Raw genomic sequence first — 25,677 nt, 5'->3', positions numbered from 1 at the left:
GAAAAGTCGCGGGGCGTCAGCCGGCCAGCGCGGCGCGCACACCGGCAAAGTCCGCGACCTTGCCGCCGTTCTTCGCGGCCCAGCCCTCGGCCTGCTCCTTGAGCAGGAAGGCGTCGACCTCGCCCCTGGCGCCGAGCACGAACCACGCGTCGGCGGCGAGCAGCTTGTTGCCGCTGTTGCGGTCCTGCGCGTAGACCACGCGCGCCTTCTTGCCGGCCTTCTCCAGCTTCTGCAGATCGCCGAAGGCGCCCTCGGGCGAGGCGTAGTGCCGCACCAGCGGCTCGCCGGCCACCCAGATCTGGGCCACGCGGCTCACGTCGGCGATCGGCTTGCCCGTGGAAGCGTCCTTCGCCACCAGCGGTGCGCGCGCGTAGTTCTTCAGCTGCCTGTCGTAGTCCAGGCCTGCTTCCTTGAAGGCTGCACGGATGTAGCCGTCCTGCACGAAGGCCTCGGCGTCGATGTCGTTGTCGGTGCGCTTGAGCAGGCGCAGAGTCTCCAGCGATGTCTTCACCGCCTGGCGGTACTCGGGCTTCCAGCTCAGGTCGCGCGTCTGCAGGCCGAGCGGGCCGTGGAACAGGTAGTCCACCTCCGCCTCGATGCCGGTGACCTTGGCGATCAGCTCGCTGTACTTCTCGGGTTCCGCGGCCACGAGGCGGTCGGCCTCCAGCGCTGCACGCAGGTAGGCGGTGACGACCTCGGGGTACTTCTTCGCATACTCCTCGTCGACCAGGCTGCCGTGGAAAGTGGGCGCGTTCGCCTGCGAGCCGTCGTAGATCTTGCGGGCGAAGCCGCGGTACGGAAAGAGTTCGGCGAAGGGCACGAAGTCCGCATGCGCCTCGACCTTGCCGGCCTGCAGCGCGGGGCCGGCCACCTCGGGCGCCTGGGTCGTGATGTTCACGTCCTTCAGCGGGTCCCAGCCTTGTGCCTGGATGGCGCGCAGCAGCATGCCGTGCGAGGTCGAGGCGAAGGGCACCGAAATGGTCTTGCCCTTGAGCTCGGCCAGCGACTGCACCTTCGAATCCTTGGGCACGACGATGCCGTTGCCGCTGCCCGTGGTGCTGCCGGAGAGCACGGTGATGAAGATGCTCTTGCGCCCCGCCTTCTGGAAGGCCGCGCCGTTGAAGCTGCCCGGAAAGTCGGCCATCGAGCCGAGGTCGAGCTTGCCCGCGACCATCTCGTTGGTCAGCGGCGCGCCGGAGGTGAAGTTCTTCCACTCGATCTGGTATTGCGCGTCCTTGTACTTGCCGGTGCGCGGCAGGTACTTCTCGAGCAGCTTGAGCTCGCGGATCAGCAGGCCGCCGGTGGCGCAGTTGATGGTGGTGTCCTGCGTGCCGATGGCGATGCGGATGGTCTCGGCCTGCGCGGCGGCAGGCAATGCCAGCAGCAGGCCGAAGGCGGCGCCCCACAGGGCCAGTCTTCTCGTGGTCTTCATCGTGATTGCTCCGGTTGATTCACTTGAAAGGAGGCGGCCGCGGCTCAGCGCAGCAGGTAGGGGATGTCGACGGTGACCGCGCCGGTGGGGCAGTCCTTCTCGCAAGGCATGCAGTACCAGCATTCGTCGAACTTCATGTAGGCCTTGCCCTTGCTGAGGTCGATGGCGAGCACGTCGAGCGGGCAGACGTCCACGCAGACGGTGCATCCCTTGTGGGCGATGCACTTGTCCTCGTCCACGCGCACGGGCACGCTGGTGGGGTTGAAGGCGAGGGGCATGTGGGGTTCTCTTTTTTTGCAGGGCAGGGGCGTCAGGCTGTGGCCGGCTCACGTACGGCGGCGGGCACCCGCAGGTGCTGGTAGGCCGACATCTCGTGGGCATCGAGCGGCACGATGTAGGGATCGACCGGGCGCTTGAAGCTCACCATCGCATCGCCCTTTTTTTGCAGCTGCGTGTGGCAGAACCAGTCGCGGTCGTTGCGCTCGGGAAAATCCACGCGGTGGTGGTAGAGGCCCCAGCGGCTTTCGGTGCGGTAGAGCGAGGCGCGCGCGGCCATCTCGGCGCAGTCGCGGATCGCGTGCACTTCCATCGCGCGCATCAGCTCGTGTGGGCCGGGGGCGGCGATCTGTTCGAGGTCTTCATGAATCTGCTCGAAGCGCGAGAGGCCGATTTCCATTTTGCGCGTGACCTTGGGCGGCTGCAGGTAGTCGTTGACCATGCGGCGCAGCTTGTATTCGACCTGCGCGGGCGGCAGGCCACCCTCGCGCAGAAGCGGGGCGCTGACGCGGGCGTGCTCGCGCGCCACCTGTTCCTCGTCGAGCGCGGGCAGTTCGGTTTCCGCGCAATGCCGCGCCGCGCTTTCACCGGCGAGGCGGCCGTAGACGAAGGCGCCGAGCATGTAGTTGTGCGGCACGCAGGCCAGGTCGCCCGCCGCATGCAGTCCCGGCACGGTCGTACGCGCGTGCTCGTCCACCCACACGCCCGAGGCCGAGTGGCCGCTGCACAGGCCGATCTCGGAGATGTGCATCTCCACCATCTGCTCGCGGTAGTCGGTGCCGCGCCCTGCGTGGAAGCGGCCGCGGCTCGGGCGCTCGTTGGTGTGCAGGATCTGCTCGATGGTGGCGATGGTTTCCTCGGCCAGGTGGCTCAGCTTGAGGAAGACCGGGCCGTTGCCGCCCTGGAGCTCGTTGTAGAACTCCATCATCATCTGGCCGCTCCAGTAGTCGCACTCGATGAAGCGCTCGCCCTTGTTGTTGGTGGTGTGGCCGCCGAAGGGGCCGGTCACGTAGGCGCACGCGGGGCCGTTGTAGTCCTTGATCAGCGGATTGATCTGGAAGCACTCGATGCCCGAGAGCTCGGCACCCGCGTGGTAGGCCATGCTGTAGCCGTCGCCTGCATTGGTCGGGTTCTCGTAGGTGCCGAAGAGGTAACCGGAGGCGGGCAGGCCGAGCCGGCCGGCAGCGCCGGTGGCCAGCACCACCGCCTTGGCGCGGATCACGTGAAACTCGGCCGTGCGGCAGTCGAAAGCCATGGCGCCCGCGATGCTGCCGTCGGCCGCGGTGAGCAGGCGCGTGACCACCAGGCGCTGCGACATCTCCACGCGCGTGCGCTTCAGGCGCCGGTACAGCACGTTCTTGATGTTGTGGCCCTCGGGCATCGGCAGCACGTAGGTGCCCATGTGGTGCACCTTGCGCATCGCGTAGTCGCCGGTCTCGTCCTTCTCGAACTTCACGCCCCAGCGGTCGAGCTCCTCGATCATTGAGTAGCTGTTGCGCGCATAGGCCATCACCGTCTTCTGGTTGACGATGCCGTCGTTGGCGGTGGTGATCTCTTTCACGTACTGCTCGGGCGTGGCGAAGCCCGGTACCACCGCGTTGTTAAGCCCGTCCATCCCCATCGAGATGGCACCGCTGCGCTTGACGTTGGCTTTCTCCAGCAGCAGGACTTCGAGCTTGGGGTTGGCTTCCTTGGCCTTGACGGCCGCCATCGGGCCGGCCGTGCCGCCGCCGATGACCAGCACGTCGACGGTGCGGGTGAGGATGTTCATGGGTTGGCCTTCGTCGTCGGGTTGCTGCGGGCGATGCGCAGACGGTGCTGGAACGCATCGCCGCGGAAGTAGAGGTCTTCGAAATCCAGTGGTGCACCGTCGGCGGTGTGGGTGAGGCGTTCCACGCGCAGCACGGCGGTGCCTTCAGGCACGCTCAATGCGCGCGCGAGCACCTCGTCGGCCAGCATCGCGTCGATCTGCAGGTCGGCGTGGCCGAGGGCGATGCCGTAGTCGTTTTCCAGGATCAGGAAGATGTCGCGCCCGGCCAGATCCGCCTGGCGCAGCCGCTCGCCGATGGCGTGGGGCAGGTAGGTCACCTCGTAGGACACCGGGGCGCGGTTGAGGTGGCGCACGCGCTTGATCTGCGCCACCGGCGTGCCCTCGGCCAGGCCGAGTTGCTGCGCCACGCGCGGCGAGGCGGGCACGGTCTTGTGGCTCGTGACCTGGTTGCGGATCTCGTAGCCCATGCGCACCATCGCCTCGGCAAAGCCTTCGAGCTGGCCGAGGTGCTGGAAGGCCTTGGGCTTGGCGACGAAGGTGCCCTTGCCGGGGATCTTGAAGATCAGGTTCTCGCGCTGCAGGTCGCTGAGCGCCTGGCGCACCGTGATGCGGCTGACCTTGAACAGCGCGACCATTTCGCTTTCGGAAGGTAGTTGCGCATGCGGCGCGTAGGTGCCGTCGAGGATGCGCTCGCGCAGCGTTTCGCGCACCTGGGTGTACAGCGGGACGGGGGAAAAGGCGATCGGCTCGAAAGCCTTGGCGGTGGACATGCGGCTGACCTGTTATGACCGGTTGAATGAGGCCGGATGCTAGTCAGCGATGCTTCTTTCTCTAAATAAGGAAAACGTGCTTTGATATGCGGGAAGTAGGGGCGCCTATGAGCGCAGTCGGAGCCAGCTCAGGTTTGCCATGGCAGCCCACGCATGCGCTCGCGCTTTTCTTCTTCGTCGAAGTGCGCGAGCGAGGGCTTGATGAGATCGCTGCGCGCCACGATGCCCACCAGCACGAGCGACTGCGCATCCTTCACCACCGGCAGCCGCTCGAGCCGGTGGCGCGCGAGCCGCGTGGCAACGCTGCGGCAGTTCTCGCCCGGCAGCGCGAAGAACAGCGGAGCATCGGCACAGGCGTCGCCCACCGTGGCGATCGGGTCGCACGTGCCGTGCGCAGCCAGCATCGCGCGGTCGACCACGCCGATCACCGCGCCGTTGCGCAGCACCGGGAACGCGCGGTGCGCCTGCCCTTCGCCGAAATGCTCGAACAGCGCCTGCGTCACCGGCATGGCCGCGTCGATGCTGCGCACCTCGCGCGTCATCACCTCTTCCACCGAATGCCGCTCCAGCGGATCGATGCCGTATTCGCGGTAGATGTGATAGCCGCGGCGCGCGATCTTCTCGGTGAGGATCGAGCGGCGCATCGTCAGCACCGTGAAGCCGTAGGCCACCGCCGATGTGGTCAGCAGCGGCAGCAGCGCGTTGCTGTCGTGCGTGAGCCCGAAGGCGAAGATGGTGGCGGTGAGCGGTGCGCGCATCACGCCGCCCAGCGTGGCCGCCATGCAGACCAGCGGCCACAGCATCGGGTCGTTGCCGGGCAGGATATGCGACAGCACGGCGCCAAGGCCGGCGCCCATCATCAGGAGCGGCGCGAGCACGCCGCCCGAGGTGCCCGAGCCCAGCGAGATGACCCAGATGACCGCCTTCACCGCCAGCAGCGCGAGCACCACGCCGAGCGCGAGGTGGTTGTGCAGCAGGTCGCCGATCACGTCGTAGCCCACGCCCAGCGCGCGCGGCTGCAGGTAGCCGCCGATGCCGACCGCGAGGCCGCCGATGGCCGGCCACCACATCCAGTGCAGCGGCAGCTTGCCGAACCAGTCTTCCACCTTGTAGAGCGAGATCGAAAGCGACGCCGACAGCGCTCCGCACAGCACGCCAGCGATCACGCACGACAGCATGGCGAGCGGGCCGGGCACGGCCGTCTGCAGCGGGAACAGTGGGCCCGGGTCCATCAGCAGCGGCCGCGCGAAGCCCGCGACCGCGCAGGCCACCGCCACCGGCAGCAGGCTGCGCGGACGCAGCTCGAACAGCAGCAGTTCGACGGCCAGCAGCACCGCGGCCACCGGCGTGCCGAACACGGCCGTCATGCCGGCCGTGGCACCCGCCACCAGCAGCGCCTTGCGCTCGGCCGCGGTGAGGTGAAAGTGCTGTGCGATCAGCGAGCCGATGGCGCCGCCGGTCATGATGATCGGCCCCTCGGCACCGAACGGGCCGCCGCTACCGATGACGATGCCCGACGACAGCGGCTTGAGCAGCGCGACCTTCGGCGACATCTTGCTTTTGCCGAACAGGATCGCCTCGATGGCTTCCGGAATGCCGTGGCCGCGGATCTTGTCGGACCCATAGCGCGCGACGAGCCCGACGATGAGCCCGCCGATCACCGGCACCACGATGACCCACGCGCCCAGCGTGTTGGTGGCCGGCGAACGCTCGGCCAGCGAGAAGGTCTGGAAGAAGAACAGGTTGGTGAAGAAGCGGATCAGGTCGAGCAGCACGCGGGCGGCCACGGTGCTGATGGCCCCGATGACGGCGGCCATGACGGTGATGCGCATGAGCCGGGTGTTGAGCGCGAAGTCGCCGCGCGGCGGATGCGAAGAAGCCTTGGCGGTCATAGTGCTTATGGAGCGTCTGGAAGATCGATTTGCGGCACGTCGAACACGCCCTTGAGCGAGCGCAGTTCCGCGCGGTGGAGTTCGGCCAGCCTCAGCAGCAGCTTCTCGCCCTTGGCGAGCAGGTGCACCTCGACCTGGCGGCGGTCGGTTTCGCTGGGCCGGCGCTGCACGAGCCCGAGCGCTTCGCAACGCGTGACGAGCGCGACCGCGCCATGCGGCTGCAGTTGCAGGCGCTCGGCAATCTCGCCCACCAAAGCCCAGTCGCGCCCGGGCACGCCCTTGATGTGCAGCAGCACCAGGTACTGCTGCGGCGTGAGGCCTTCTGCCTGCGCGGCGCGCTCCGAGAAACGCTCGAAGCGGCGCATCTGGTAACGGAACTGGGAGAGCGCCTCGAAGTCTTTCTTGGCGAGCTTGCGGGGGGTGGAGGCCATGACGGAGGGGAATACCGAAACTGCCGCGAATATATCACGTCATGATATATATGTCGCGTGACACACAGAGTGCAGGCCTGTTTCTACGCCTACCCATCACCCGTCGAATTCAGTCAAGTGCGCCAACTTCTTCTGGGCCTCCAGGGCAGAGAGCCTCGAGGTCAGAGCTTCGTGGACAAAGGCGTAAGCATCACTTCCCAAGGTGAGTCGCCGCGGCGCGGGGCTTTGTGATGTCGAGTCGATGATCGCCTGCGCAACTTTGCGCGGATCACCACGAAACATGGAGAGCCCCGCCGAAGCGACCATGCGCCGAAAGTCTCCGACAGCCGTCTTTTCGTACACATCCATCGTCTTGCCGAACGCGGCGCTAGAGGTCCCGAAGTTTGTGCGAGAGGCACCGGGCTCGACGAGCGTGACCTCGATTCCGAAGCTGGCGATTTCAGGAATCGTTCCTTCGTAGAAGCCCTCGATGCCCCACTTGGTTGCCGCGTAGACCCCCATCGTTGGATACGAGCCTTGGCCGACCATGGACGAAATCTGAACGATTCGACCTCCGCCTTGCCTGCGCAAGTGCGGAATCACGGCTCGGGCAATATGTATGGAGCCAAGCAAGTTGGTATCGACCTGCCGCTCGATTTGAGCGTCATCAACTTCTTCCGCCGCGCCGAGCAACGCGTATCCCTCATTGCTGACAACGACGTCGATCCGCTTGAGGTCGGAAAACGCCTTCTCGACGACACGTCGAACGTCATCGGCGTGCACGACATCGAGGACCTCAACCCAGAGTCGGTCGCCGTGCGCTTTCTTCAGGTCGTCCAGAGCGCCTGCCTTGCGAACGGTGGCGGCGACCCGGTCACCTCGCTGCAGCAGAATCTCGGTGAGCTGGCGGCCGAAGCCGCTGCTGGTGCCAGTGATAAGCCATGTTCTTGACATGATGGTTTCCTTTCAGTGAGCCAGCGACTGCGGTTCGATTTCCAGTCGATTCGACAGTTCGGCTCGCGCAGTGGATGAGTTGCGCATATCCAGTCCAGCCAACTCCGTCCTGAGCGCGGCCAGTCTCTGCGTTCCATTCAATGCTTCCATCCGGCGTTGCGCCTGCAGCCAAAGGGGAAAGGCTTGATCAAGAAGTCGTTGCCCTGCCTGCGTGAGTTCCACCAGGCGCATGCGGCCATCGGTGGGCGCGGGGCCAATCTGAACTAAGCCGTCTCGCTCCAGCACGCAGGCCATCTTTCCCATGGCCGTGCGTTCCGTGTCGAGGCGCTCGGCAAGGGTATTCATGGACGCACTCTCGACCTCTTCGAGCAAAGCCAGAATCAGAAACTGCGATATCCGCAGCCCGCTCGGCTGCAGATGTGCGTCGTACAGCCTTGCCGCCTGCCGGGCGGCCTTCTTGATGGCAAAGCAACTGCAGTCCTCGACCCGTGCGGGCGCATCGGCGATGGGCATACCAGGCTCCTGGGTTCCGGGCCGGACTCGGCCCTTCAGACAAACGCGTCCCGGTTCTTCGCGATGAAGTCCGCAACGGACAGCGCCGGCTTGCCCGTTACCTGCTCGACGGCGTCGTTTGTCCCTGCGAACACCCCATTGCGATAGTCCTGAGCCACCTCGACCAGGTGTTGCACGAGGAACGGGTTGAACTTGTAGGTGTGCTGCATCTCATGCCGGAACTCTTCGATGGAGAGCGGGGCATATTCGATCTTCGCACCGAGGACGTCGCTCATGGCGGCGGCAATCTGGTCGTGATTCATCTCGACCGGACCATGAAGGGCGTAGGTCTTGCCCCCGTGTGCGGAAGGGTTGGCCAGGATGTGCGCAATGACGCGACCCTGGTCGTCGGTGCTGATGGGGGCGTGACGGCCGTCTGCGAACGGGAACTGAATACGCTTTTTCGCCCAGATCTCATGCGCGAAATGGGGATAGACGAGCCAGTCGGCGAAGAAGGTAGGGCGCAGGTGGGTCGTCGCCACGCCCGACCAGTCGAAGACACGTTCCGCAACCCAGTGGTCCTGCGCGGCATGGCTCTTCGAGTCCCGCCGGGCCGAAATCTGCGACATGTTGACGATGGCCGTGACACCCGCCTCCTTCGCAGCCTGCGCAAAATAGGCGCTCGCGTACACGATGCCCGGGCTGATGGGGTGCAGGAAGTAGGCCGAGCGAATCCCTTCCATCGCGGCGCGAATGGCATCGAGGTCTGTGAAATCACCCACGGCAATCTCGACGCCTCGGTCTCGCAGGGCCTGGGCGGCGTCGCCATCCGCACGCACATAGGCTCGCACACGCCTGTCCATCTTCAACAATGTGTCTATCGCTGCGCCGCCTGTACGGCCCGTTGCGCCACTCACGAGGATGTCTGCTTGGGTCATGATTTCATTCCTTTCAGTGACTGCGGGCATATGCTCGCAATCGACAAAGCTGTGCCCGTTCAGTGGAGGCACAAGGCCACTTTTTCTATTTGGGGTTCAGCTCTCGAACGGAGCGTGGTCGAGCAAGTCGCAAACGTCGGGGATCTCCAGGCCATGAACATGGCGGCGCCCGATGTCCGCCAGGCCGGTCCCGATCGCGGTATGCGGCTTCTTGCGCGCGATCTCTGCGAGAGCCTCTTGAAACGCTGTCTTGAAGCCCAGACGTGGGTACAGGACAAGCGTGTCGTCGATGAGCCCAGGGGTGATTTCATCTATCCGAAGGCCCATGACATCCACGTGCGCACCCATGTGAACCAGCGCAACTTCCGACTCTCTGCGGTCGGCGATACCGGCGCTGGAGTGCAGGGCGATGGCATCCCAGACCAGTTGAGCCTTTGAGTCCGAATAACCCTCTGCAATCAGGAATCGGCTGGCGGCATCCGCGCCGTCGACCTCGAATCGGTTGTCTGCCGCGTACTCATCGGTGAGCCCCAGGTCGTGAAGAAGGGAGGCGAGGTAGACGGCTTCCCGGTCGTACTTCAGGCCGCGCTTCCTGCCAAGAAACTCGGAAAACCACCAGGTCCGGTGCAAGTGGTTCATCATCGTCTCGGAGTGCACGCGATGCACCAGAGAGACGGCCTTGCGGGCAAGCTGTGTGTCCGGAGTGGTGATGCCACCGACAGTGACGAGTGAGTTCATTTCGGATGCCTCGGATCTGGTTGACTTGGACTCAAGTCTAGAGATCTAGGTTTGGCGTAAAAGACATTGTTCAGATGATTTCTGCCAAGATGAAGGCCTGATTTTTCGAGGCTGGAGACTCCGATGAGTAAGCGAACGAAGCTTGATGGTCCCCGTATCGGACCCGCTCAAAAGCGGGTGGTCATCCTGGGCCTGGCACCGGTGGATGCTCTGGATGTCATAGGGCCGGCAGAGGTGTTTGCCCTGGCCAACAAGATGCACAAAGGAGAAACCGCGCCCTACGCGCTCGAGCTGGTGAGTGCGGGCGCGGACGTGTGCCTGGAGAGCGATACCGGCATCGGCCTCAGAGGACACCGGACGTTGGCCAACGAGCGCCGCGCGAGCAGGCCTATCGACACGCTCATCGTTGCTGCTGGCATGGGCTCGCTGGAGCACATGGACAGCACTGTGATCGATTGGCTGCGGGTGCGAGCCAAAACCGTGAGGCGGGTTTGCTCGATATGTGTGGGCGCGTTTGCGTTGGCAGAGGCCGGGCTGCTGGACGGCCGCCGAGCGACGACCCATTGGGCCATGGCGAATCGGCTTGCCGAGCACTACCCCGCAGTGCAGGTCGACCCGAATCCGATCTGGGTGAAGGACGGAAACTTCTATACGTCCGCGGGAATCACAGCTGGAATCGACCTCGCCCTCGCATTGGTTGGAGAAGACCTGGGGAACTCTGCTGCGTTGGAGCTCGCAAAGGGCCTGGTCTTGTTTCTTCGAAGACCAGGAGGGCAGGCCCAGTTCAGCGTCTCACTCCAGGCTCAGAAAGGGATGAGCCCTGGCCTCGATGCCCCGCGTCTCTGGGTCAACGAACACCTGGGCACGGAGATCACGGTCGAGATGCTTGCCGACGTCGCAAACACCAGTGTCAGAACGTTGGTGCGGATGTTCCAGCGAGAGATGCAGACCACGCCCGCAAAGTATGTGGAGGAGGTCCGGCTCGAAGCAGTTTGCCGGGCTCTGGAGCTTGGAGGGCGATCGCTGGAGTCGATTGCGCGCCGACATGGCTATCAGAGCGTGGACGTCTTGAGGAGGGCGTTTGTTCGGCGTCTTGGGGTGACGCCCAAGGAGTACGCACAACGGTTCGCGATGGCTGCCACTGGACTTGACGGGATCGAAGTCGGTTAGGGCGATAGTGTCGGTGCTCAGGATGCACGCTCCGTGAATCCCGAGAGAGTCGGCGACCCACGCCGGAGCGAACTGTCCATGTTCCAACGACCGCTACGGCGATTGCGCAAATCCAGAGTTCCCGCTTCTGGAGACGGGGATTTTGGTCATGCTGAAGGTCATGCACGAAAGTCCACCGATGGCTGCGGATTCAGCCGGTTGATGCGACTGCTGAGTTGCGCCGATAGGCGCAGCAGCCTGGTGTGACAACGATCTCGTCGACTTCCTGCCTGGACAGGCCTGCGAGTCCGGCTCGCAGCGTGCGCAAAAATGTCTCGCGGTTCATGCTTGACCTCCGAGGAGTTGATCGACTGCGTCTACGAAGGCGCGCCAAACCAGGGTCAGAGATCGGCGGAACTCAACACGCTGTGCCTCGGTTCCGGAACCCGGAGCGGGCAACGATGCGACATTTCTACTTGGGCCAAACGCGACATTACTGATCAGCCGCTACATCTAAATTTGATGCAATTTATGTTATGTTAAATAACAAACGCGCAAGTACTTCTCGTATCTCATCATTGATGTCCACAGCCCAGAATTGATGTCCTGCCCTAGTGGACGCAACTCATGTGGGGGGGCCGATTCCGCGTGACTTTTTACTCTTCAGCTGAGATCTCGTCCAGCGGAGTCGGCCGACAGAAAGCTGCACATCAAAAACGGGCTTCCGCGACACGAACTACGTACCAACTCAATTTGTCGATCGCGGGCGTGCGGTGACGCTCGCTCGGATTGAAAGAATCGCGAATGTGGTCGCAATGCATGTGGAGGCCTGCTTCTCGGCAGAGCGCGCACCACGAGGCCATTGCTGCCCTAGAACCCATACAGGCCGCCGAATGCGACCTGGTGGCGCGCTGGACTGGCCTATGCATTCTGGGGTTTCTGTGTGCTCGTGATGGACCTGAAGCGGCGCGGGATGCCGGAGCCGCTCACGCCCGCCATGGAGGTGTTGGGCTAGGCTTGCGCGCCGGCCACGCTGTTCAAGCAGGTGGCACACAGCCTCGATGGCGCGACGCTGCTCGGGCTTGAGAACAAGCGTCAGCTTGTCGATTTTGTTCGTCATGCTATTGGCTTCCATGGCACTCACCACGAGTTCACGAATCCAGGGCCGCGCTGTTGACGGCGAAGCTCCAGGCGAGACAGTAAGGGGCCCAGGTTCAGGGCAAGGCAGTTGGCCATGATGAGGCTACGCAGGAACGCTGAGCCAGACTTAACGCCAGATGCGCTTCTCCACTACGGGCCACCAGGGCACTAAGCAGAGTCCCGAGCCGTCGTCCAACACGATGAACTCGCCCCATCTCGCGCTGGAAGACCTCGTGCCCGTGGCTACGTCACAGGGTCTTCAGAGCCGCCCTGGCGTTCCTTGCCGATGGCGCGGAACGAAGGGGTGCCAGGTCATAGAAGAAGTACGGCCCCGAGTACGTCACAACGCCGTCGTCGGCCCTTTCGGCACTGCGTGGAACGATGACGACAGCTCGATAGAGTTGTTTCGGCACGGAAAAGAGCACGCGCCTTTGCATGCTCTGCCCCGCCGCAAGCGGATCGCCGAAAGCCGTCTGTCCTTCCTGTTTCGGATTGACCAGCTTCGTGAGCATTTCATGCGGCTCATACAGTGCACCGGAAGCATCGATCAATCTGAACACGGGTTGAAACCGCACGAAGAGCGGCTGGTCTGCCGTGTTCGTGATGTTCACCTGGAGCAGGACGAAGTCGCCCTTGTACTGCTTTGGCGAATCGCCATTGCTGCTGCTGTCCACGACCAGATTGGCGTACCTGGCTTCCTGAAATTCGAAGGCGACGTTGTCCCGCGTCACCCGCGTGCCCCACGCGAAATTTTTCCCGTCGCCCTCTGCCGCGATCGAAAAAACGGGTGCGATGGCCAGGGTGGCTGCGAACAGCAGCGCAGCCAAGCTTCGGTGGCCACCCAAGCAGCCTGCCAACCGGTGTTGCGGGTTTGCCATCAATACCACTCGTAGCGCAAACCCGAGCGCAGGTTCCATGTCCGCCGGATGCCCCTGGCGGCCAGGCTGGAAGCCTCGAAGTAGACGAAGCCTCGCCGCGGCAGGAATGCAAAGCGGCCGCCCAGTCCGACTTCGCCACCGGTGCCATTACGGCTTTCGGTATCGACGGGAAGACTGCCGCTGCCCTTGACCGCCGTGATCTCCAGGCCATCGCCGAAGTAGTTGATCGCCGAAAGCCTGAGATAGATGTCGCCGCTCAGCTCAAGGAATCGCACGGCCTTGCCCAGGAGCACGCCGGCCCTGACCGAGCCGCCATCGACGTTGTCCTGGCTGATGGTCACGCCATTGCTCGCCACAAGCTTGTCGGCCGCCAGGCGGCTCGCAGTCAGCGCTAGTTGCGGCTCCACGAAAACGCCCTGGGGCAGAGCGAAGCGATGCCCGGCCTCGGCACTGACTTCGTATCCCTGCGTTCGATAGGTGCCGGTGACGCGCCTCGCGAGCGAGTCGGAAGAGGCGTACTTGTTTTCCAGCGAGGCGGTACGCGCGCCAATCTGCAGGTAGGTTCCGCCGTCGTTGACCCACAAGCCGTAGCCCGCGAGTTCGATGGCGGCAGCCTTCCCGTTTCCACGCTCATAGGTGGCGTTGGAATTGATGTAGCTGACGGAGCCGCCCGCATGGCCTTTCCAGCCGCCGAAGTCGCCCAGATTCCGGTCGACACCGACGGCAAGGGCGCCATAGCTCTGGCTGTATGACCTCGCGTAACCCGTCTTGGCGTCGAAGCCACCGCCGTCCACCTCGGCCCAGATGCCAGAGGTTTCGGAGGCCGTATCGCGACGAAGTGACTCGGTTCTGCGAGCGATGCCGTTGGCGCGCAAGGCCCACAGGCTGCGAAGGCTGTCGCCTGCATCAGCCGCGGTCTTCACCGTCTCCGAGGGCGTGATGCGCACCGGAACTGCGGATGAACTGCCTGTGCTCGCACTCGTGCTTGTCATCGCGCTCGTGCTCGTGGCGCCGCTTGTGCTGGTCGCCGCGTCGGTGCTGGCGTCTGCGGCCGCACCCACAATGGCCAAACCGGTCAGCACGACCTTGCTGCCGTCCGCGCTGAGCGCCACGCTGGGCGAATACGAGAAGCGCACGAGGTCGTTCTCGTAGCTCCATTGGCCCGTCGCGCCCCGAACGGCCTGCAGGCGTGCAGTGCCACCGGCTGCGGCACTGGCGTCGATCACGACGACAGGCGTGCTCGCCGGGATCACGGTGCCTGTTTTCATCGTCGCGGCATTGACCCAGCTGGTGTCATTGAGCGCGGGGTCGTACACAACGGCGACCACCTGCGTGCCGGTCGCGCTGAAACCCGTCACCCCGCTGCCGAATTGAATCCTGTCGGCCGCGCCGTTGCGGATGTCGCTGAGGATGCGAAAGGTGGCGCCCTCCCCCAGGCTGACCGTCGCCGCGTTCGTCGAGCTCTGGATACTGAGAACACGCAGCGAGTAAGCGGGGATGCTTCCAGCAAGGAAGCTTCCCCAGCTCGCGGCCATGTCGATCGCGCCGCCATTGGCGAGCGCCAGGGTGCCCGAACCGAAGTCGGCGGTCATGGTGCCTGTACCCGTGGGAATCCAGGAGGCGCCCTTGGAGAACGACAGGTGGGGCGAACCGGCCGAATAGACCGTGGCATCCGACGGGTCGGGGTCCACGAAACCACCGACCGATCCGCGCAAGTAGGAGTCCGAGGTGTCCAGGTTCAGGTTCAGTGCGCCAGTGTACTTCGTGCCGGCAGCGTTCGTCACGCTGCCTGTCACCAGGTCGCCTTGCAGTTTCACTGCCTGCCCGCCTGCGGCATTGACCGTGACCGTGGCATCGCGCCCGTCTGCCGCAACGTTCCAGATTGCATAGCCATTGCCCGTACCGGTGGGCGAAGTCGAAATGCTCAGGCCGCCGGCGGCAGTCACCGTTCCGCCGTCGTTGCGGATGCCATAGACATCGCAGCCGCTGCATGACGACGCGACCTGCAGCGCCACGTTGTCCGTTGCCGAGTTGAAATTCAGCGTGCTGGCGTTGTTGACGGCATAGGCCTCGGCCGCGGCTGACACGTTGACCGTGACCGCCTTGCCGAAGTTGATGGAGGACGTGCCCGGGTAGCTGTTGCCGATCCCCGTCGGATTGCCGAAGGGAATGTACCCGGTCGTACTGACGACGGCGATGTCCACGTTACCCGCGAAGCTCATTCGGGCCGTTCGGTGCGTATTGGCGATGCCGAACGCGGAACGTGTTCCGGTGGACGTGATGCTCACGTCCTGCCCAACGCTGAGCCGACCTTGGTTACGGATGCCGAAGACAGTCGAGCCATTCGCAATGGCCGTGATTTTCAGATCACCCGTAACACTCAGCTTGCTATTCTGGTTGTCGTTGTAGATGCCATGTACGTTGTCGCTGGGGTACTCGCCCGTCGATGCAATGGTCAAGTTGCCGTTGAAAGTGACGCTACTCCTGCCGCCCCCCGAGTTGTGGACCCCGTCGGTGTTCTCCCTCTTCGCGCTCACGACGATGGTGGTGTCTCCATTGAAGGTGACCGTGCTCTGGTAGACCCACACACCCTGCGAGTAACCCGGTGTGCTGGTGCGCACGGTTGTATCGCCGTTGAAGGTGACCGTGCTCTGGTATGCGCGCACGCCGATGGCGGCGCTGTTCGCGTTGTCGGACTGCGCATAGACCGAGGTATTGCCGTTGATTGTGAGAGTGCCGCCCTCGGCGTTGATGCCCATCGACACCCCCCAGCCCGAATCTGCTGTGCCTCTGGTCGAGGAGATGTTCAACTTGCCGCCAGCGGAATCAAGCACCACCGGCGATGAGCTGGAAGCCAAAGTCAATAGAACGCCATACACGTCGCCACTGGCTCCCCTGACGTCGATGCTGTCATCCGCCGCAAAGGTGTAGTGCAGCGTGCCCAGAGAGGGCGTGACGACATAGGCCGGTGAATAGTTGCCGGTTCCGCCCGCCTCGTCGTTGGTCTGCACGCCGGTAACGGTTCCTTCGTAGGTCGTGGCTGCAAGAGCAATGACCGGCTGCGTCATGACGGCCGTGAAGAAGGCCAAAACCAGAAGCGGCACCAGGGGCAAGCCGGGGAATTCACGGAGTGCATGCCTGTCATTTTTTGCAGCACCGACCGATATCCCGCTCGTTCGGGATTGACTTGATGAGAGGGGGAGCAAGTAATGTCCTCTGAAACGTGACCCGGCGCGAAAAACCGATACCCCGTTCTCGAGAGCAAAGCGCAAGATGTGCGTACCGATCCGGAGCGTGAGTAGTGTTACTTCTTAACGAAAAATGTTTTTTTATGCATCCAAATAGGGTCGATTTAGTCAGAGACTCTATTTTGAATGTCTTCTTTAAACAACATAGCAGGGCCCATCGGGTCGCTTCCGGACGATTCCGCCGTGGCCGCTGCGCGCCGGCAACCAACCTTGCCGACGAAGGCATTTCGGCCGCGACCCAACCGTCGCCGCATCGCCTCTGCGACCAACTCTCCCATGAATGCGGATCCCAGAAGAAGCTGGCTTCGGATCGAACATCCCCAAAAAATCGGACGAAGACGGAGCAATGTCGAGGTTCCCATCCATGGCGCCACGATCACCTTGAAGCTGCCATTTGACGTGGACGCCGACGCGGAGATCGCAGCCTTGCACGCTGCCGGCATCCCAGTCGACACGCTCGAGAATGCGGCGCGGCGGGGGTTTTCGTGCGACTCAGCAACGCCTGGAGGAACCGGGTCAACATCTTTCGATGGTTCCCCAGTGACATCGGACACGACCTCCGCAACTGCGACAGTAAACCTCCTCCTCGACAGCACAGGGTCGCGCTTTCAAATTGCAGACCCCAATCGCCTGATGCCTGCTCGTCCTAATACCCAAGAGGCTGAAATAGCGATCACCAAGAGATCAGGGTGTTCTCCGACCCCAAGATAGCCCTTCAGCGTCCCGACACCGTTCTGGGTATACGCAGTCTCGCCGATATGCCCGGTCCCCTGGCTTCGCGCTGCTGGCGCACAGGGAATGAGGGATCGGCAATGAAGACGAGAGAACAAAGCGGTGTGCGCGGCAGAGAGACAACTCGCTGCAATTTTTGCGAACGTGCGTCCTCTCGACCAGCACCCGAATTGGAATTCAGCCGCTCATTTTTCGAGGCAATCGCTTGCTGAGCTGCCAGCATGCGCGCCAAGCAGGCAACCCCCTGCAGCGACGACCGTTCCCATGTGTCGTCGCGCGTCCCATAAAGGCGGCCGTTTCGCCATGGGCCGAACCGGCTCGATTCGATCGGTCGTCAGCATGCAGCGTATCCGTGCCTCTCGACCGGATTCGACTCGAGCTCGGTATGGCCCGGTCGTGCTTGCACAAGGAGGACCTTCTCGTGGTCATCCACTCGAATTCGAGTCTCAGTGATCGTGCAGCCAACTGGCATCGGCCACGGCATAAATAGGAAGGGATTTCCATTATGGAAATAATTTCCATATATTTCCTATGATCACCCCGGGTCAGCCCCGCCGCGGCGGAACGGCCGGCCAGCATCGGCAGAGCGCTCGCACTCTGCGTCATCGATCAGAACGAGGAGACTCCCTTGGAATTTGCCAAATCATTGACTCTCAGGCTCGCCTTGGCGGCGGCCGTGACGCTGGCCGTGACTGCATGCGGAGGAGGAAGCGGAGGTGGTGGAGGGGTGCCGCTCACGGCCCTTCCCGTGGCGCCGGCGGCACCGAGCAATCCGACCGAGCCTGCGGGCGAGACACCGGTTCAGCCAACGGACCCGGTGGCCGAAGCCCCCGACGACAGCTTCGACGCCTACTACAACGTCTGCAGGGGAACGAATCCCAAGTGCTACAACGACTGGGGGGCCTTCGCTTCGACGCCGGATCGGGTGCTGGTCTATTCGCGCACCGCGGGGCCGCGTCATGCCGTGCTGGGCACGCCGATGGCCGCTGGTTTGAACCCAGTGATGAATCCGGACAACGTGATGCAGGCGGGCCTGGTTCGCATGCTGTCGGCCGAAGGCATCACGGTCGACTGGACGGAGGACGTCGCGGTCCTCAGCAGCCGCATCAACAACTACAAGGCGATCATTTTCGCGAGCTCGAACCGCGACACGCTGTGGAACGGCGCGGTCAGCACGAGCCAGGACGCCGCGCGCACCGCGCTGCGCAACTACATGCGCCGCGGCGGCGGCTTCGTCGGCCTGCACAACGCTTTCGGCGCGGAGTACAACTGGCCCTACTACGAAGGCCTGCTCGGCAACGCGAACTTCTACAACCACGGGCCGAATCGCGCCGGTGATGTCGAGATCGTCTCGGATGACCCGTCGACGAAGGACGTGCCCAAGCGCTTTTCCTTCCAGGACGAGTGGTACAACCTCATGCCCTTCCCCACGAAGGTGAAGTTCCTGGCGAAGGTCGACACCTCGACACTGAAGCCGCTGACGGCGGCGCCGCATCCGGGCCATGCGGACTTCCATCCGGTCGCCTGGTGCCAGTACTACGACGGTGGCCGGGCATGGCTCACGACCCTCGGGCACAACGCCCACTCCTTCACCGCGGACCTCTCGGGCGTGGGGGCCATCGAGTTCCAGAAGCTCGTGGTCCAGGGCGTCAAGTCGGCCATGGGTCTCACGCCCTTCTGCACCGAATAGCGACCGAGCAATTGGCTGCCGAGGCCGGCTTCGCGCACCGCGCCCAGCCTGCGGTGCGTGCGGCCTCGCGCGCATCCGTTTCCCAACTTCACCAGGTAGAGACATCCATGAAACAGAGATCATTGGTCACGCTGCTGGTTTCCTGCGGCGTGCTCGCATCCCCCTTGTTGATCAGCGCTTGCGGCGGCTCGAGCGGCGGCGGTACGCCCGTGCTGCCGATCACGCCGGCTCCCGCGCCACCGCCGGCGTCGAGCGCGCCACCGCCTGCATCGCCACCGGCGGCCGCCGCGCCCGCGGCCGACCTGTCCGACTGCTGCACGGCCGGCGACAAGGACTTCCCCAAGGTGGGCGGCAATCTGGGCAACCAGAACTACTCCAGCCTGCGCAAGATCAACAAGGGCCTGGTCGGCCAGCTGGGCGGCGCCTGGGTCAACCAGATCGAGGGCGGCATGACCACCGGCACCAACCAGAGCACGACAGTGGTCGTCGACGGCGTGCTCTACATCGAGTCCGCGCTGGGCAACGTGATCGCGGTGGACGGCAAGACCGGCCTCACGAAATGGAAGTGGACCACGCCCTACGGCGCCATCACCCGCCGCGGGGTGGCTGTCGCGAAGGACCTGGGCCTGGTGTTCACCGTCGCCACCGGCAACCGCCTGGTGGCGCTCAGGACGGACACCGGCGCCATCGCCTGGATCAAGCAGTACCCAAGCAGCACCACCGATCCCGAGTACCAGGGCGCGCTGCAGAAAGTAGCGCTCGTCTATCACGACAAGCGTCTCTACCTCGGAACCAACGACGGCAACCGCGGCGCTGCGTTCTCCGCCGATGCGTTGACGGGCAAGGTGCTGACCTCGTTCTGGGGTGTGCCGCGCGCCGGTGAGATCGGCTACGACACCTGGGGCGGTGCCGCTGAATCCGAACGCACCGGCGCGACACCATGGATCCATCCCGCGGTGGATCCGGAATTGGGCCTGGTCTACTGGACCTTCGGCAACGTGCGCGGCGGTTCGTCGCAGAACGGCTCCACGCGCCCAGGCCTGAATCTCTTCGCCAATTCGATCGTCGCACTCGACCTCAAGACCGGCGAGTACAAGTGGCACTTCCAGTCCGTGCACCACGACATCTGGGACATGGACAACGTGATGTCCCCCGTGCTCGCGGACGTGAAGATCGACGGGAAAGACCGCAAGGTCGTGATCTACGGCAGCAAGACGGGCATGTACTACATCCTCGATCGCAAGGATGGCAGCGCGCCGCTGGGCATCGACGAAGTGCCCATGAAGCAGGACGCCCGCCAGGCCAGTTGGCCCACCCAGCCCTTCCCGCGCCAGGGCGCCTGGACCGAGACCTGCATCGTGGACCAGCCGCTGGGCACGGCGATCCCCGGCGACCCCAACCGCGCGGTCCCGAACTACGTGAAAGGCTGCCTCTACGACGCGCACTGGGACGTGCCGATCCTCTCCATCCCGGGACACGGCGGCGGCGCCAACTGGAACCACCAGTCCTTCAGCCAGCGCACAGGCCTGGTCTACACGGGCATGGGCTACGTGTCGGCGGCTCACTCGCTGACCGAGGCGAGCAACGGACTGCGCCCACCGGGCACCTACATGACCGGCGCGGTCGTAGCGGTCGATCCGAGCACCAACCTCGTGAAGTGGAAGAAGCAGATGCCGTATTCGCTGGCGCACGGCAACGGCATCTTGAGCACGGCCTCCGACCTGCTGTTCATCGGGCAGCCCGATGGCAACCTGCTGGCCCTGGATGCGCATGACGGCAGCGAGCTGTGGCGCTTCCAGACCGGTGCCGCGATCAGTGCCAGTCCGGTTTCCTACGAGATCGATGGCGAGCAGTACATCGCGGTGTTCTCGGGCGGCACGGGCATTCCGTACGGCGATTCGGCACCGCGCGGCGACCGCCTGTGGGCCTTCAAGGTCGGCGGCTCCGTCGCGCCCGCGCCCACACCGGTGCCGCCCGTCGTGCGCCGGCCGGTGTCGGGTTCGGCGGTGGAAGGTGCGGCATTGCCGACGCCGAACACCGTGTTCCTGGCGCGCGTGCAGACCGCCGCGAACGAGCCGGGCGCCACCGAATCGACGGCCGTGAATGCCATGACGCCGACCTTCATGCGCGTGCCGGCGAACACCACCGTGACCTTCACCAACCCGGGAACCAATGCGAACACGCACTGCGCCACGCAGTTCTTCGAAGGCAGGTTCGATTTCAGGCTGGCTCCGGGCCAGTCCGCGAACCATACCTTTGACACGCCGGGCGAATACTTCTACAACGACTGCCATAGCCCGCGCCCGACGGGCAAGATCGTCGTGTATTGATCCCGTCCCTCAACCCTCAACCACTGCGGCACACGGAGGTCGAGCCCATGGTCGCGGCCGCGGGCGGACATGCGCGACATCGGCGGTGCGCCAATCCGTTTCGTGCCAGGCGCCCGGCGATCGGGCGACCTGATCTTCCGCACAGACGCCAATGCACAAGCGCAGGGCCGACCGGACCCGCACGTGACAGCCGGTCCTTGGCCAATCATCCACTGGCTGCCGCTGGGCGGCGGACATGTCATGCAGGAGCATGGAGGCCCGGCGGGCCTGCCGGCGCTGGTGCTCCACGGCGGACCGGGCTCGGGCAGTTCACCCTTGTTGCGCCGCGGATTCGATCCGGCGCGCTACCGCATCATCTGTCCTGACCAGCGCGAGTCCGGACGCAGCACGCCGGCGAGCACGATCACGGCCAACACGCTCGCCGATTTGCTGGATGATCTGCGGCGCCTGCGCGATCACCTCCGGATCGCTCGGTGGCTGGTGGTGGGCCGCTCCTGGGGTGCCACGCTGGCCTTGGCGCATGCGCTGGGCCAGCCTGACGCCGTCGCGGGCCTGCTGCTCAGGAACGTGTTCCTTGCGCGTGCCTGCGACATCCACGATCTCTTCGCGCAGGCCGTGCGCCACGGGAACCCCGAATGGCGCCTCCTGTGGAACGAGGCTCGGCGGCGGCAGTGTCCGATCACGGCCGTGATCGCGGAGGTCTTCACGGATAGAACCCCGCAGCAGCAGTGCCGGATCGCAAGGCTATGGTCCGGGGGGAAAAACGCATGGCCACGGGACAGTCCGCACCGTCGCTCGACGACGCGACGCTGCAGCGGCTGGTGTCGCGCTACCGCGTGCAGAGTCACTGCCTGAAACACGGATGCTGGCTGCGCGGGCTCACGCTCCTTCAGCGCTGCGCCGCACTGCCCACGTCGCCCACGCTGATCGTGCATGGCACGCAGGACCTCCTGTGCCCGCCGCAGGGGGCCCAGGCTCTGACGCTTGCATTGCAGGGACGGGCCATCCTGCAGTGGGTGCTGGGCGCCGGCCACGACCCCACGCACCCGGCCCTCGCGGCAGCCATGCGACATGGCGTAGCACGACTACGCGGATCAGCGCAGGCGCTGCCTGAGCGGGTCACCCATCAGGACCACCCGGCCGTCCTGGCGGTGCGCCCACAGGCGTTCGTTGCCGTTGCCATCGTCGGCAACGAAGAGCACCGAACTGCCCAGGCGGCGAAAGCCCTGCGGCATCGCATGGCGCGTGCCCGGCGCGATGTCCGCCACGGCGTGCGTGCCCGCCGGCGTGCCGTCGCTGGTCCAGGGTTCGACGCCGCTGGCGCTGCCGCCGTTGGCGGAGAACCAGAGGCGGGAACCGATGACCGAGAAGCGTGCGGGCGACCCGTTGTCCGCACCCGGTGCGATGTCCTTGACCCGCACGGTCCCTGCCGCCGTCCCGTCGCTGCGCCACAGTTCCGCGCCCGAGGCGCCGTCGGTCGCGGCGAAGTAGAGCCGCTCGCCCATGGTCGTGATCGGACTCGAGATGGCGCCGGACGGCCCCGGGCGGATGTCCTTCACCAGCGTCGTCCCGCCCTCGGTGCCATCGGTCTTCCAGAGCTCCAGGCCATGCACGCCGTCGTCGGCCGCGAAGTACAGGGCGCGACCAAGTGCGGTCAGGTGTATCGGTAGGGAGGGTTCGGCGCCTGGCCGGAGGTCCTTCACCATGCGCGTGCCGCGCGCGGTGCCGTCGCTCTTCCACAGCTCGATGCCGTGCACGCCGTCGTGGGCGGTGAAGTAGAGATCATCACCTGCCGCCGTCAGGTTCTGGATGCCAGCGTCCTCGGGGCCGGCCCGGATGTCCTTCACCATGCGCGTGCTTTCGGGCGTGCCTTCGCTGACCCAGAGTTCGTGACCGTGCTCGCGCGTGGTCGCGGTGAAGAACAGACGCTGCCCGGCCACCGTGAGCTGGCGTGCCACCGCGCGCGGGCCGGCATCGATCGAGGACACGCGCACCGTGGTGGGCGCGGTGCCCGATGTCTTCCACAACTGGAATCCCGAACGCCCGTCATTGGCCGTGAAGTACAGCGCATCGCGAAACACCGTCAGCTCGCTCGGCAGCGCGCCTTCCTCGCCCGGCTGCAGGTCGACCACGAGGGAGGTTCCCGCGGCGGTGCCGTCGGTGCGCCAGAGCTCGATGCCGTGCACGCCATCGGTGGCCGCGGTATAGACGTGGCCCTTGAACGCCGTCTGGCCGGCGGGGAAGGCGCCCCGGAAGCCCGGGCGGATGTCCTTCAGCATCGCTGTGCCGGCACGGGTGCCGTCCGTGACCCACAGCTCCTGGCCGGTTTCGACGTGGAAGGCGCTGAAGATCAGCTTGACGCCCAGCGGGGTCAGGCCCGTGGGCGAGACGAAAGCCAGCGCCTGGCGCTGCTCGGGCAGCACCTCGCGCTCGGGATCCTGCGCAGCCGCCGGCAACTGTGTCAGGAGCGCGAGCACCCAGAGGCCGACGCGGCCACGCCACCGCGGGCCGGGAGAGCTGGACATCGCCACCGCCTCAGCCCCCGAACCATCGCGCGGGCGCGATGACCAACTGCGGGAACGCGACCATCACGAACAGGATCGCGAACTCGGCGATCATGAAGGGCACCACGCCGCGCGTGACATCGTCCATCGAGATCTTCCCGACGCCGGCCACCACGTTCAGTACCGTGCCCACCGGCGGGGTGACCAGTCCGATCGAGTTGTTGATGATGAACAGCACGCCGAAGTACACGGGATCGATCCCGGCGGCCTTGACGATCGGCATCAGCACCGGCGTGAGGATCAGGATGGTCGGCGTCATGTCCATCGCCGTGCCCACGACCATGACGAGCACCATGATCGCTGCCATCAGCAGGACCGGGTTGCCCATGAAGGGCTGCAGCAGGCCGACGACCTTTGATGGCAGGTCGGCCACGGTGATGAGCCAGGCGCTCACCATGGCCGCGGCGATCAGGAACATCACGATGGCGCTGGTCTTGGCCGCGCTCACGAAGATGCCGTAGAGATCCTTCCACGTGATTTCCCGGTACACCACCGTCGACACGAAAAGCGCGTAGGCGGCAGCCACCACGGCCGCTTCGGTCGGCGTGAACACGCCCATGCGCAGGCCCACGAGGATGATCACGGGCAGCATGAGCGCCCACAGTGCCTTGCGGAAGGCCGAAACGATCTCGGCCGAGGACTTGCGCGGCGGCGGAACGATCTTCTCGCGCCGCACGAGCCATGCCCAGGTGATCCACAGGGCGCCGCCGATGAGCAGGCCGGGAACGATCGCCGCGAGGAACAGCTTGGAGATTGACACGTTGGCGGCCACGCCGAAGATCACGAGGCCGATGCTCGGGGGGATCACCGGGCCGATCACGCCGGTGGCCGCGATGAGACCGCCTGCACGTGCCTTGTCGTGCCCCGCGCTCACCATCATCGGCAGCAGCAGCGCGGTGAGCGCGGCGGCGTCGGCCACGGCCGAGCCGGAGAGCGCCGAAAGCAGGCAGCCGGCCATGATGGTCACGTAGCCCAGGCCGCCCTTCACGTGGCCGACCAGCGCGAGCGCAAAGTCGACGATGCGCTTGGACAGGCCGCCCACGTTCATGATCTCGCCGGCGAGCATGAAGAAGGGGACGGCCAGCAGCGGGAAGCTGTCGGCGCCGCCGATCACGTTCTGCGCCAGGATCTGTGCGTCGAACAGGTCGAGGTGCCACATCAGCGCCACGCCGCTGGCGAGCAGCGAGAACGCGATGGGAATGCCCATCGCCATGGCCAGCAGCAGGGTGCCCACGAAGACGAGGATGGTCATCGGCGTACTCCCTGCGCGTCGTCCTTCGCGCCGAGGATCTGCTGGAGCTGCACGGCTTCCTCCGACTCCTGGACCATCACGAGCTCGCTCTCGGCGATGCGCCCGGTCAGCAGGCGCAGCAGGTCGAGCGCGAGGATCAGGCCGGCGAGCACCGAGAAGACCACGCCCGAGGCATAGACGATGGCCATCGATGCGCCGGTGACGGGCGCGGTCACGTCCCAGTTGATGCGTGCCTGCGCGACGCTGCCCTGGAAGAGCAGCCAGACGATGTAGAGCATGACGACGTGCCCGACGGCCAGGCAGACCTTCTTGCCCAGTGGCGGCAGCTTCTGCACCACCATGTCCACGCCCAGATGCCCGTGCTCCTTCAGGGCGACCACGGCGCCCAGAAAGGTCATCCAGATGAAGAGCCAGCGCGAGACTTCCTCAGACACGGTGATGCCGGAGTTGAAGCCGTAGCGCAGCACGACGTTGCCGAAAACGAGTACGACCATCACCGCGAGCGCGGCCGCGATCAGTGCCTCGATGCCGCGGCAGCACCGGTCGATCCAGTGGCTCATGCGGCGGCCTGCGCTTCGGTCTGCCTGTGCATCTCCACCAGCGCGCGCAGGGCGGCCAGGTACGACTGCGGGCCCAGCCCCTGGATCGTGCCCTTGACCGCCGGCGAGATGATCGAGTGGGCGCGCCATGTTTCACGCGCGGCGATGTTGGACATGTGTACCTCGATGGTCGGAAACGGCATGGCCTTGATCGCGTCGTGCAGCGGCACACCGTGCTGCGTGAGCCCGGCGGGATTGACCAGCGCGCCCTGCGCGTCGTCGATGTGCGCATGAAGGAAGTCGATCAGTGCACCTTCATGGTTCGACTGGAGGGTCTCCAGCGCCACGCCGAGTTCGCCGGCCAGCGCCTGCAGCCGGGCATTGATCTCGGCGAGCGTGGTCCTGCCGTAGATGTGGGGTTCGCGGCGTCCGAACAGGTTCAGGTTGGGGCCGTGGAGGACGAGGATCTTCATGGGGATATC

At 64.8% G+C, this 25,677-nt stretch carries 20 protein-coding genes; 4 read left to right on the top strand and 16 right to left on the bottom strand.

Features of this window, described 5'->3' with window-relative positions:
• Window positions 1-16: 16 nt before the first annotated feature.
• The 10 genes from BLW48_RS28645 to BLW48_RS28600 form a co-directional block, all read right to left on the bottom strand.
• Complete coding sequence (locus tag BLW48_RS28645) at window positions 17-1,432, bottom strand: ABC transporter substrate-binding protein (protein WP_177142439.1); 1,416 nt, start codon at window positions 1,430-1,432, stop codon at window positions 17-19.
• A gap of 44 nt (window positions 1,433-1,476) precedes the next feature.
• On the bottom strand, window positions 1,477-1,710 hold the full coding sequence (locus BLW48_RS28640; RefSeq protein WP_018904228.1) for a 4Fe-4S dicluster domain-containing protein: 234 nt from the start codon (window positions 1,708-1,710) through the stop codon (window positions 1,477-1,479).
• Window positions 1,711-1,742: 32 nt separating this feature from the next.
• On the bottom strand, window positions 1,743-3,479 hold the full coding sequence (locus BLW48_RS28635; RefSeq protein WP_093178855.1) for a fumarate reductase/succinate dehydrogenase flavoprotein subunit: 1,737 nt from the start codon (window positions 3,477-3,479) through the stop codon (window positions 1,743-1,745).
• Entirely contained in the window at window positions 3,476-4,249 is a 774-nt protein-coding gene (locus BLW48_RS28630) for a GntR family transcriptional regulator (RefSeq protein WP_093178853.1), read from the bottom strand. The genes BLW48_RS28635 and BLW48_RS28630 overlap by 4 nt, the downstream gene beginning before the upstream one ends.
• 128 nt (window positions 4,250-4,377) lie before the next feature.
• Window positions 4,378-6,141: a chloride channel protein gene (locus BLW48_RS28625; RefSeq protein WP_093178852.1), complete on the bottom strand. Its 1,764-nt coding sequence runs from the start codon at window positions 6,139-6,141 to the stop codon at window positions 4,378-4,380.
• A gap of 5 nt (window positions 6,142-6,146) precedes the next feature.
• Window positions 6,147-6,572: a MarR family winged helix-turn-helix transcriptional regulator gene (locus tag BLW48_RS28620; protein WP_093178850.1), complete on the bottom strand. Its 426-nt coding sequence runs from the start codon at window positions 6,570-6,572 to the stop codon at window positions 6,147-6,149.
• A gap of 96 nt (window positions 6,573-6,668) precedes the next feature.
• Window positions 6,669-7,505 (bottom strand): SDR family oxidoreductase, encoded by an 837-nt coding sequence (locus tag BLW48_RS28615; RefSeq protein ID WP_093178849.1) that lies wholly within the window; start codon window positions 7,503-7,505, stop codon window positions 6,669-6,671.
• Between the two features lie 12 nt (window positions 7,506-7,517).
• Window positions 7,518-8,018, bottom strand: coding sequence for a MarR family winged helix-turn-helix transcriptional regulator (locus tag BLW48_RS28610; RefSeq protein ID WP_093178847.1), 501 nt, complete (start codon window positions 8,016-8,018; stop codon window positions 7,518-7,520).
• Between the two features lie 35 nt (window positions 8,019-8,053).
• Window positions 8,054-8,935: an NmrA family NAD(P)-binding protein gene (locus BLW48_RS28605; protein ID WP_093178846.1), complete on the bottom strand. Its 882-nt coding sequence runs from the start codon at window positions 8,933-8,935 to the stop codon at window positions 8,054-8,056.
• Between the two features lie 96 nt (window positions 8,936-9,031).
• A complete protein-coding gene (locus BLW48_RS28600) occupies window positions 9,032-9,673 on the bottom strand; it encodes an HD domain-containing protein (protein ID WP_093178844.1) in 642 nt (213 codons plus the stop codon).
• A 123-nt stretch (window positions 9,674-9,796) separates the two neighbouring features.
• Here BLW48_RS28600 and BLW48_RS28595 point away from each other — a divergent pair, with 123 nt between their 5' ends.
• Window positions 9,797-10,843 (top strand): GlxA family transcriptional regulator, encoded by a 1,047-nt coding sequence (locus BLW48_RS28595; RefSeq protein ID WP_093178843.1) that lies wholly within the window; start codon window positions 9,797-9,799, stop codon window positions 10,841-10,843.
• Window positions 10,844-12,210: 1,367 nt separating this feature from the next.
• Here BLW48_RS28595 and BLW48_RS28590 read toward each other — a convergent pair.
• On the bottom strand, window positions 12,211-12,840 hold the full coding sequence (locus BLW48_RS28590) for a DUF4352 domain-containing protein (RefSeq protein ID WP_177142438.1): 630 nt from the start codon (window positions 12,838-12,840) through the stop codon (window positions 12,211-12,213).
• Window positions 12,840-15,944 carry an autotransporter outer membrane beta-barrel domain-containing protein gene (locus BLW48_RS28585; RefSeq protein WP_256330982.1) on the bottom strand — a complete coding sequence of 1,035 codons (3,105 nt, stop codon included), beginning with the start codon at window positions 15,942-15,944 and terminating at the stop codon, window positions 12,840-12,842. Before BLW48_RS28585 ends, BLW48_RS28590 begins: the two co-directional genes overlap by 1 nt.
• A gap of 1,504 nt (window positions 15,945-17,448) precedes the next feature.
• Between BLW48_RS28585 and BLW48_RS28575 the strand changes: the two genes are divergently transcribed.
• The 3 genes from BLW48_RS28575 to BLW48_RS35675 all read left to right on the top strand — a co-directional run bounded on the left by BLW48_RS28575 (window position 17,449) and on the right by BLW48_RS35675 (window position 21,695).
• A complete protein-coding gene (locus tag BLW48_RS28575; protein WP_093178838.1) occupies window positions 17,449-18,510 on the top strand; it encodes a ThuA domain-containing protein in 1,062 nt (353 codons plus the stop codon).
• A 107-nt stretch (window positions 18,511-18,617) separates the two neighbouring features.
• Complete coding sequence (locus BLW48_RS28570) at window positions 18,618-20,840, top strand: outer membrane protein assembly factor BamB family protein (protein WP_093178837.1); 2,223 nt, start codon at window positions 18,618-18,620, stop codon at window positions 20,838-20,840.
• A 69-nt stretch (window positions 20,841-20,909) separates the two neighbouring features.
• A complete protein-coding gene (locus tag BLW48_RS35675) occupies window positions 20,910-21,695 on the top strand; it encodes an alpha/beta fold hydrolase (RefSeq protein ID WP_256330968.1) in 786 nt (261 codons plus the stop codon).
• Window positions 21,696-21,934: 239 nt separating this feature from the next.
• Here the strand turns inward: BLW48_RS35675 and BLW48_RS28560 are convergent, their stop codons facing one another.
• Genes BLW48_RS28560 through BLW48_RS28545 form a run of 4 tightly spaced genes read right to left on the bottom strand, consistent with a single transcriptional unit; the run spans window position 21,935 to window position 25,668 of the window.
• On the bottom strand, window positions 21,935-23,365 hold the full coding sequence (locus BLW48_RS28560; protein ID WP_093178835.1) for an ELWxxDGT repeat protein: 1,431 nt from the start codon (window positions 23,363-23,365) through the stop codon (window positions 21,935-21,937).
• Between the two features lie 10 nt (window positions 23,366-23,375).
• Window positions 23,376-24,656: a TRAP transporter large permease gene (locus tag BLW48_RS28555; protein ID WP_093178834.1), complete on the bottom strand. Its 1,281-nt coding sequence runs from the start codon at window positions 24,654-24,656 to the stop codon at window positions 23,376-23,378.
• Complete coding sequence (locus tag BLW48_RS28550; RefSeq protein WP_093178832.1) at window positions 24,653-25,216, bottom strand: TRAP transporter small permease; 564 nt, start codon at window positions 25,214-25,216, stop codon at window positions 24,653-24,655. Before BLW48_RS28550 ends, BLW48_RS28555 begins: the two co-directional genes overlap by 4 nt.
• Window positions 25,213-25,668 (bottom strand): type II 3-dehydroquinate dehydratase, encoded by a 456-nt coding sequence (locus BLW48_RS28545; RefSeq protein ID WP_093178830.1) that lies wholly within the window; start codon window positions 25,666-25,668, stop codon window positions 25,213-25,215. The genes BLW48_RS28550 and BLW48_RS28545 overlap by 4 nt, the downstream gene beginning before the upstream one ends.
• Window positions 25,669-25,677 lie beyond the last annotated feature (9 nt).

The sequence above is a fragment of the Variovorax sp. YR266 genome (assembly GCF_900107295.1).
Lineage (GTDB): Bacteria > Pseudomonadota > Gammaproteobacteria > Burkholderiales > Burkholderiaceae_C > Variovorax.
This window is presented reverse-complemented; position numbering and strand designations above follow the sequence as displayed.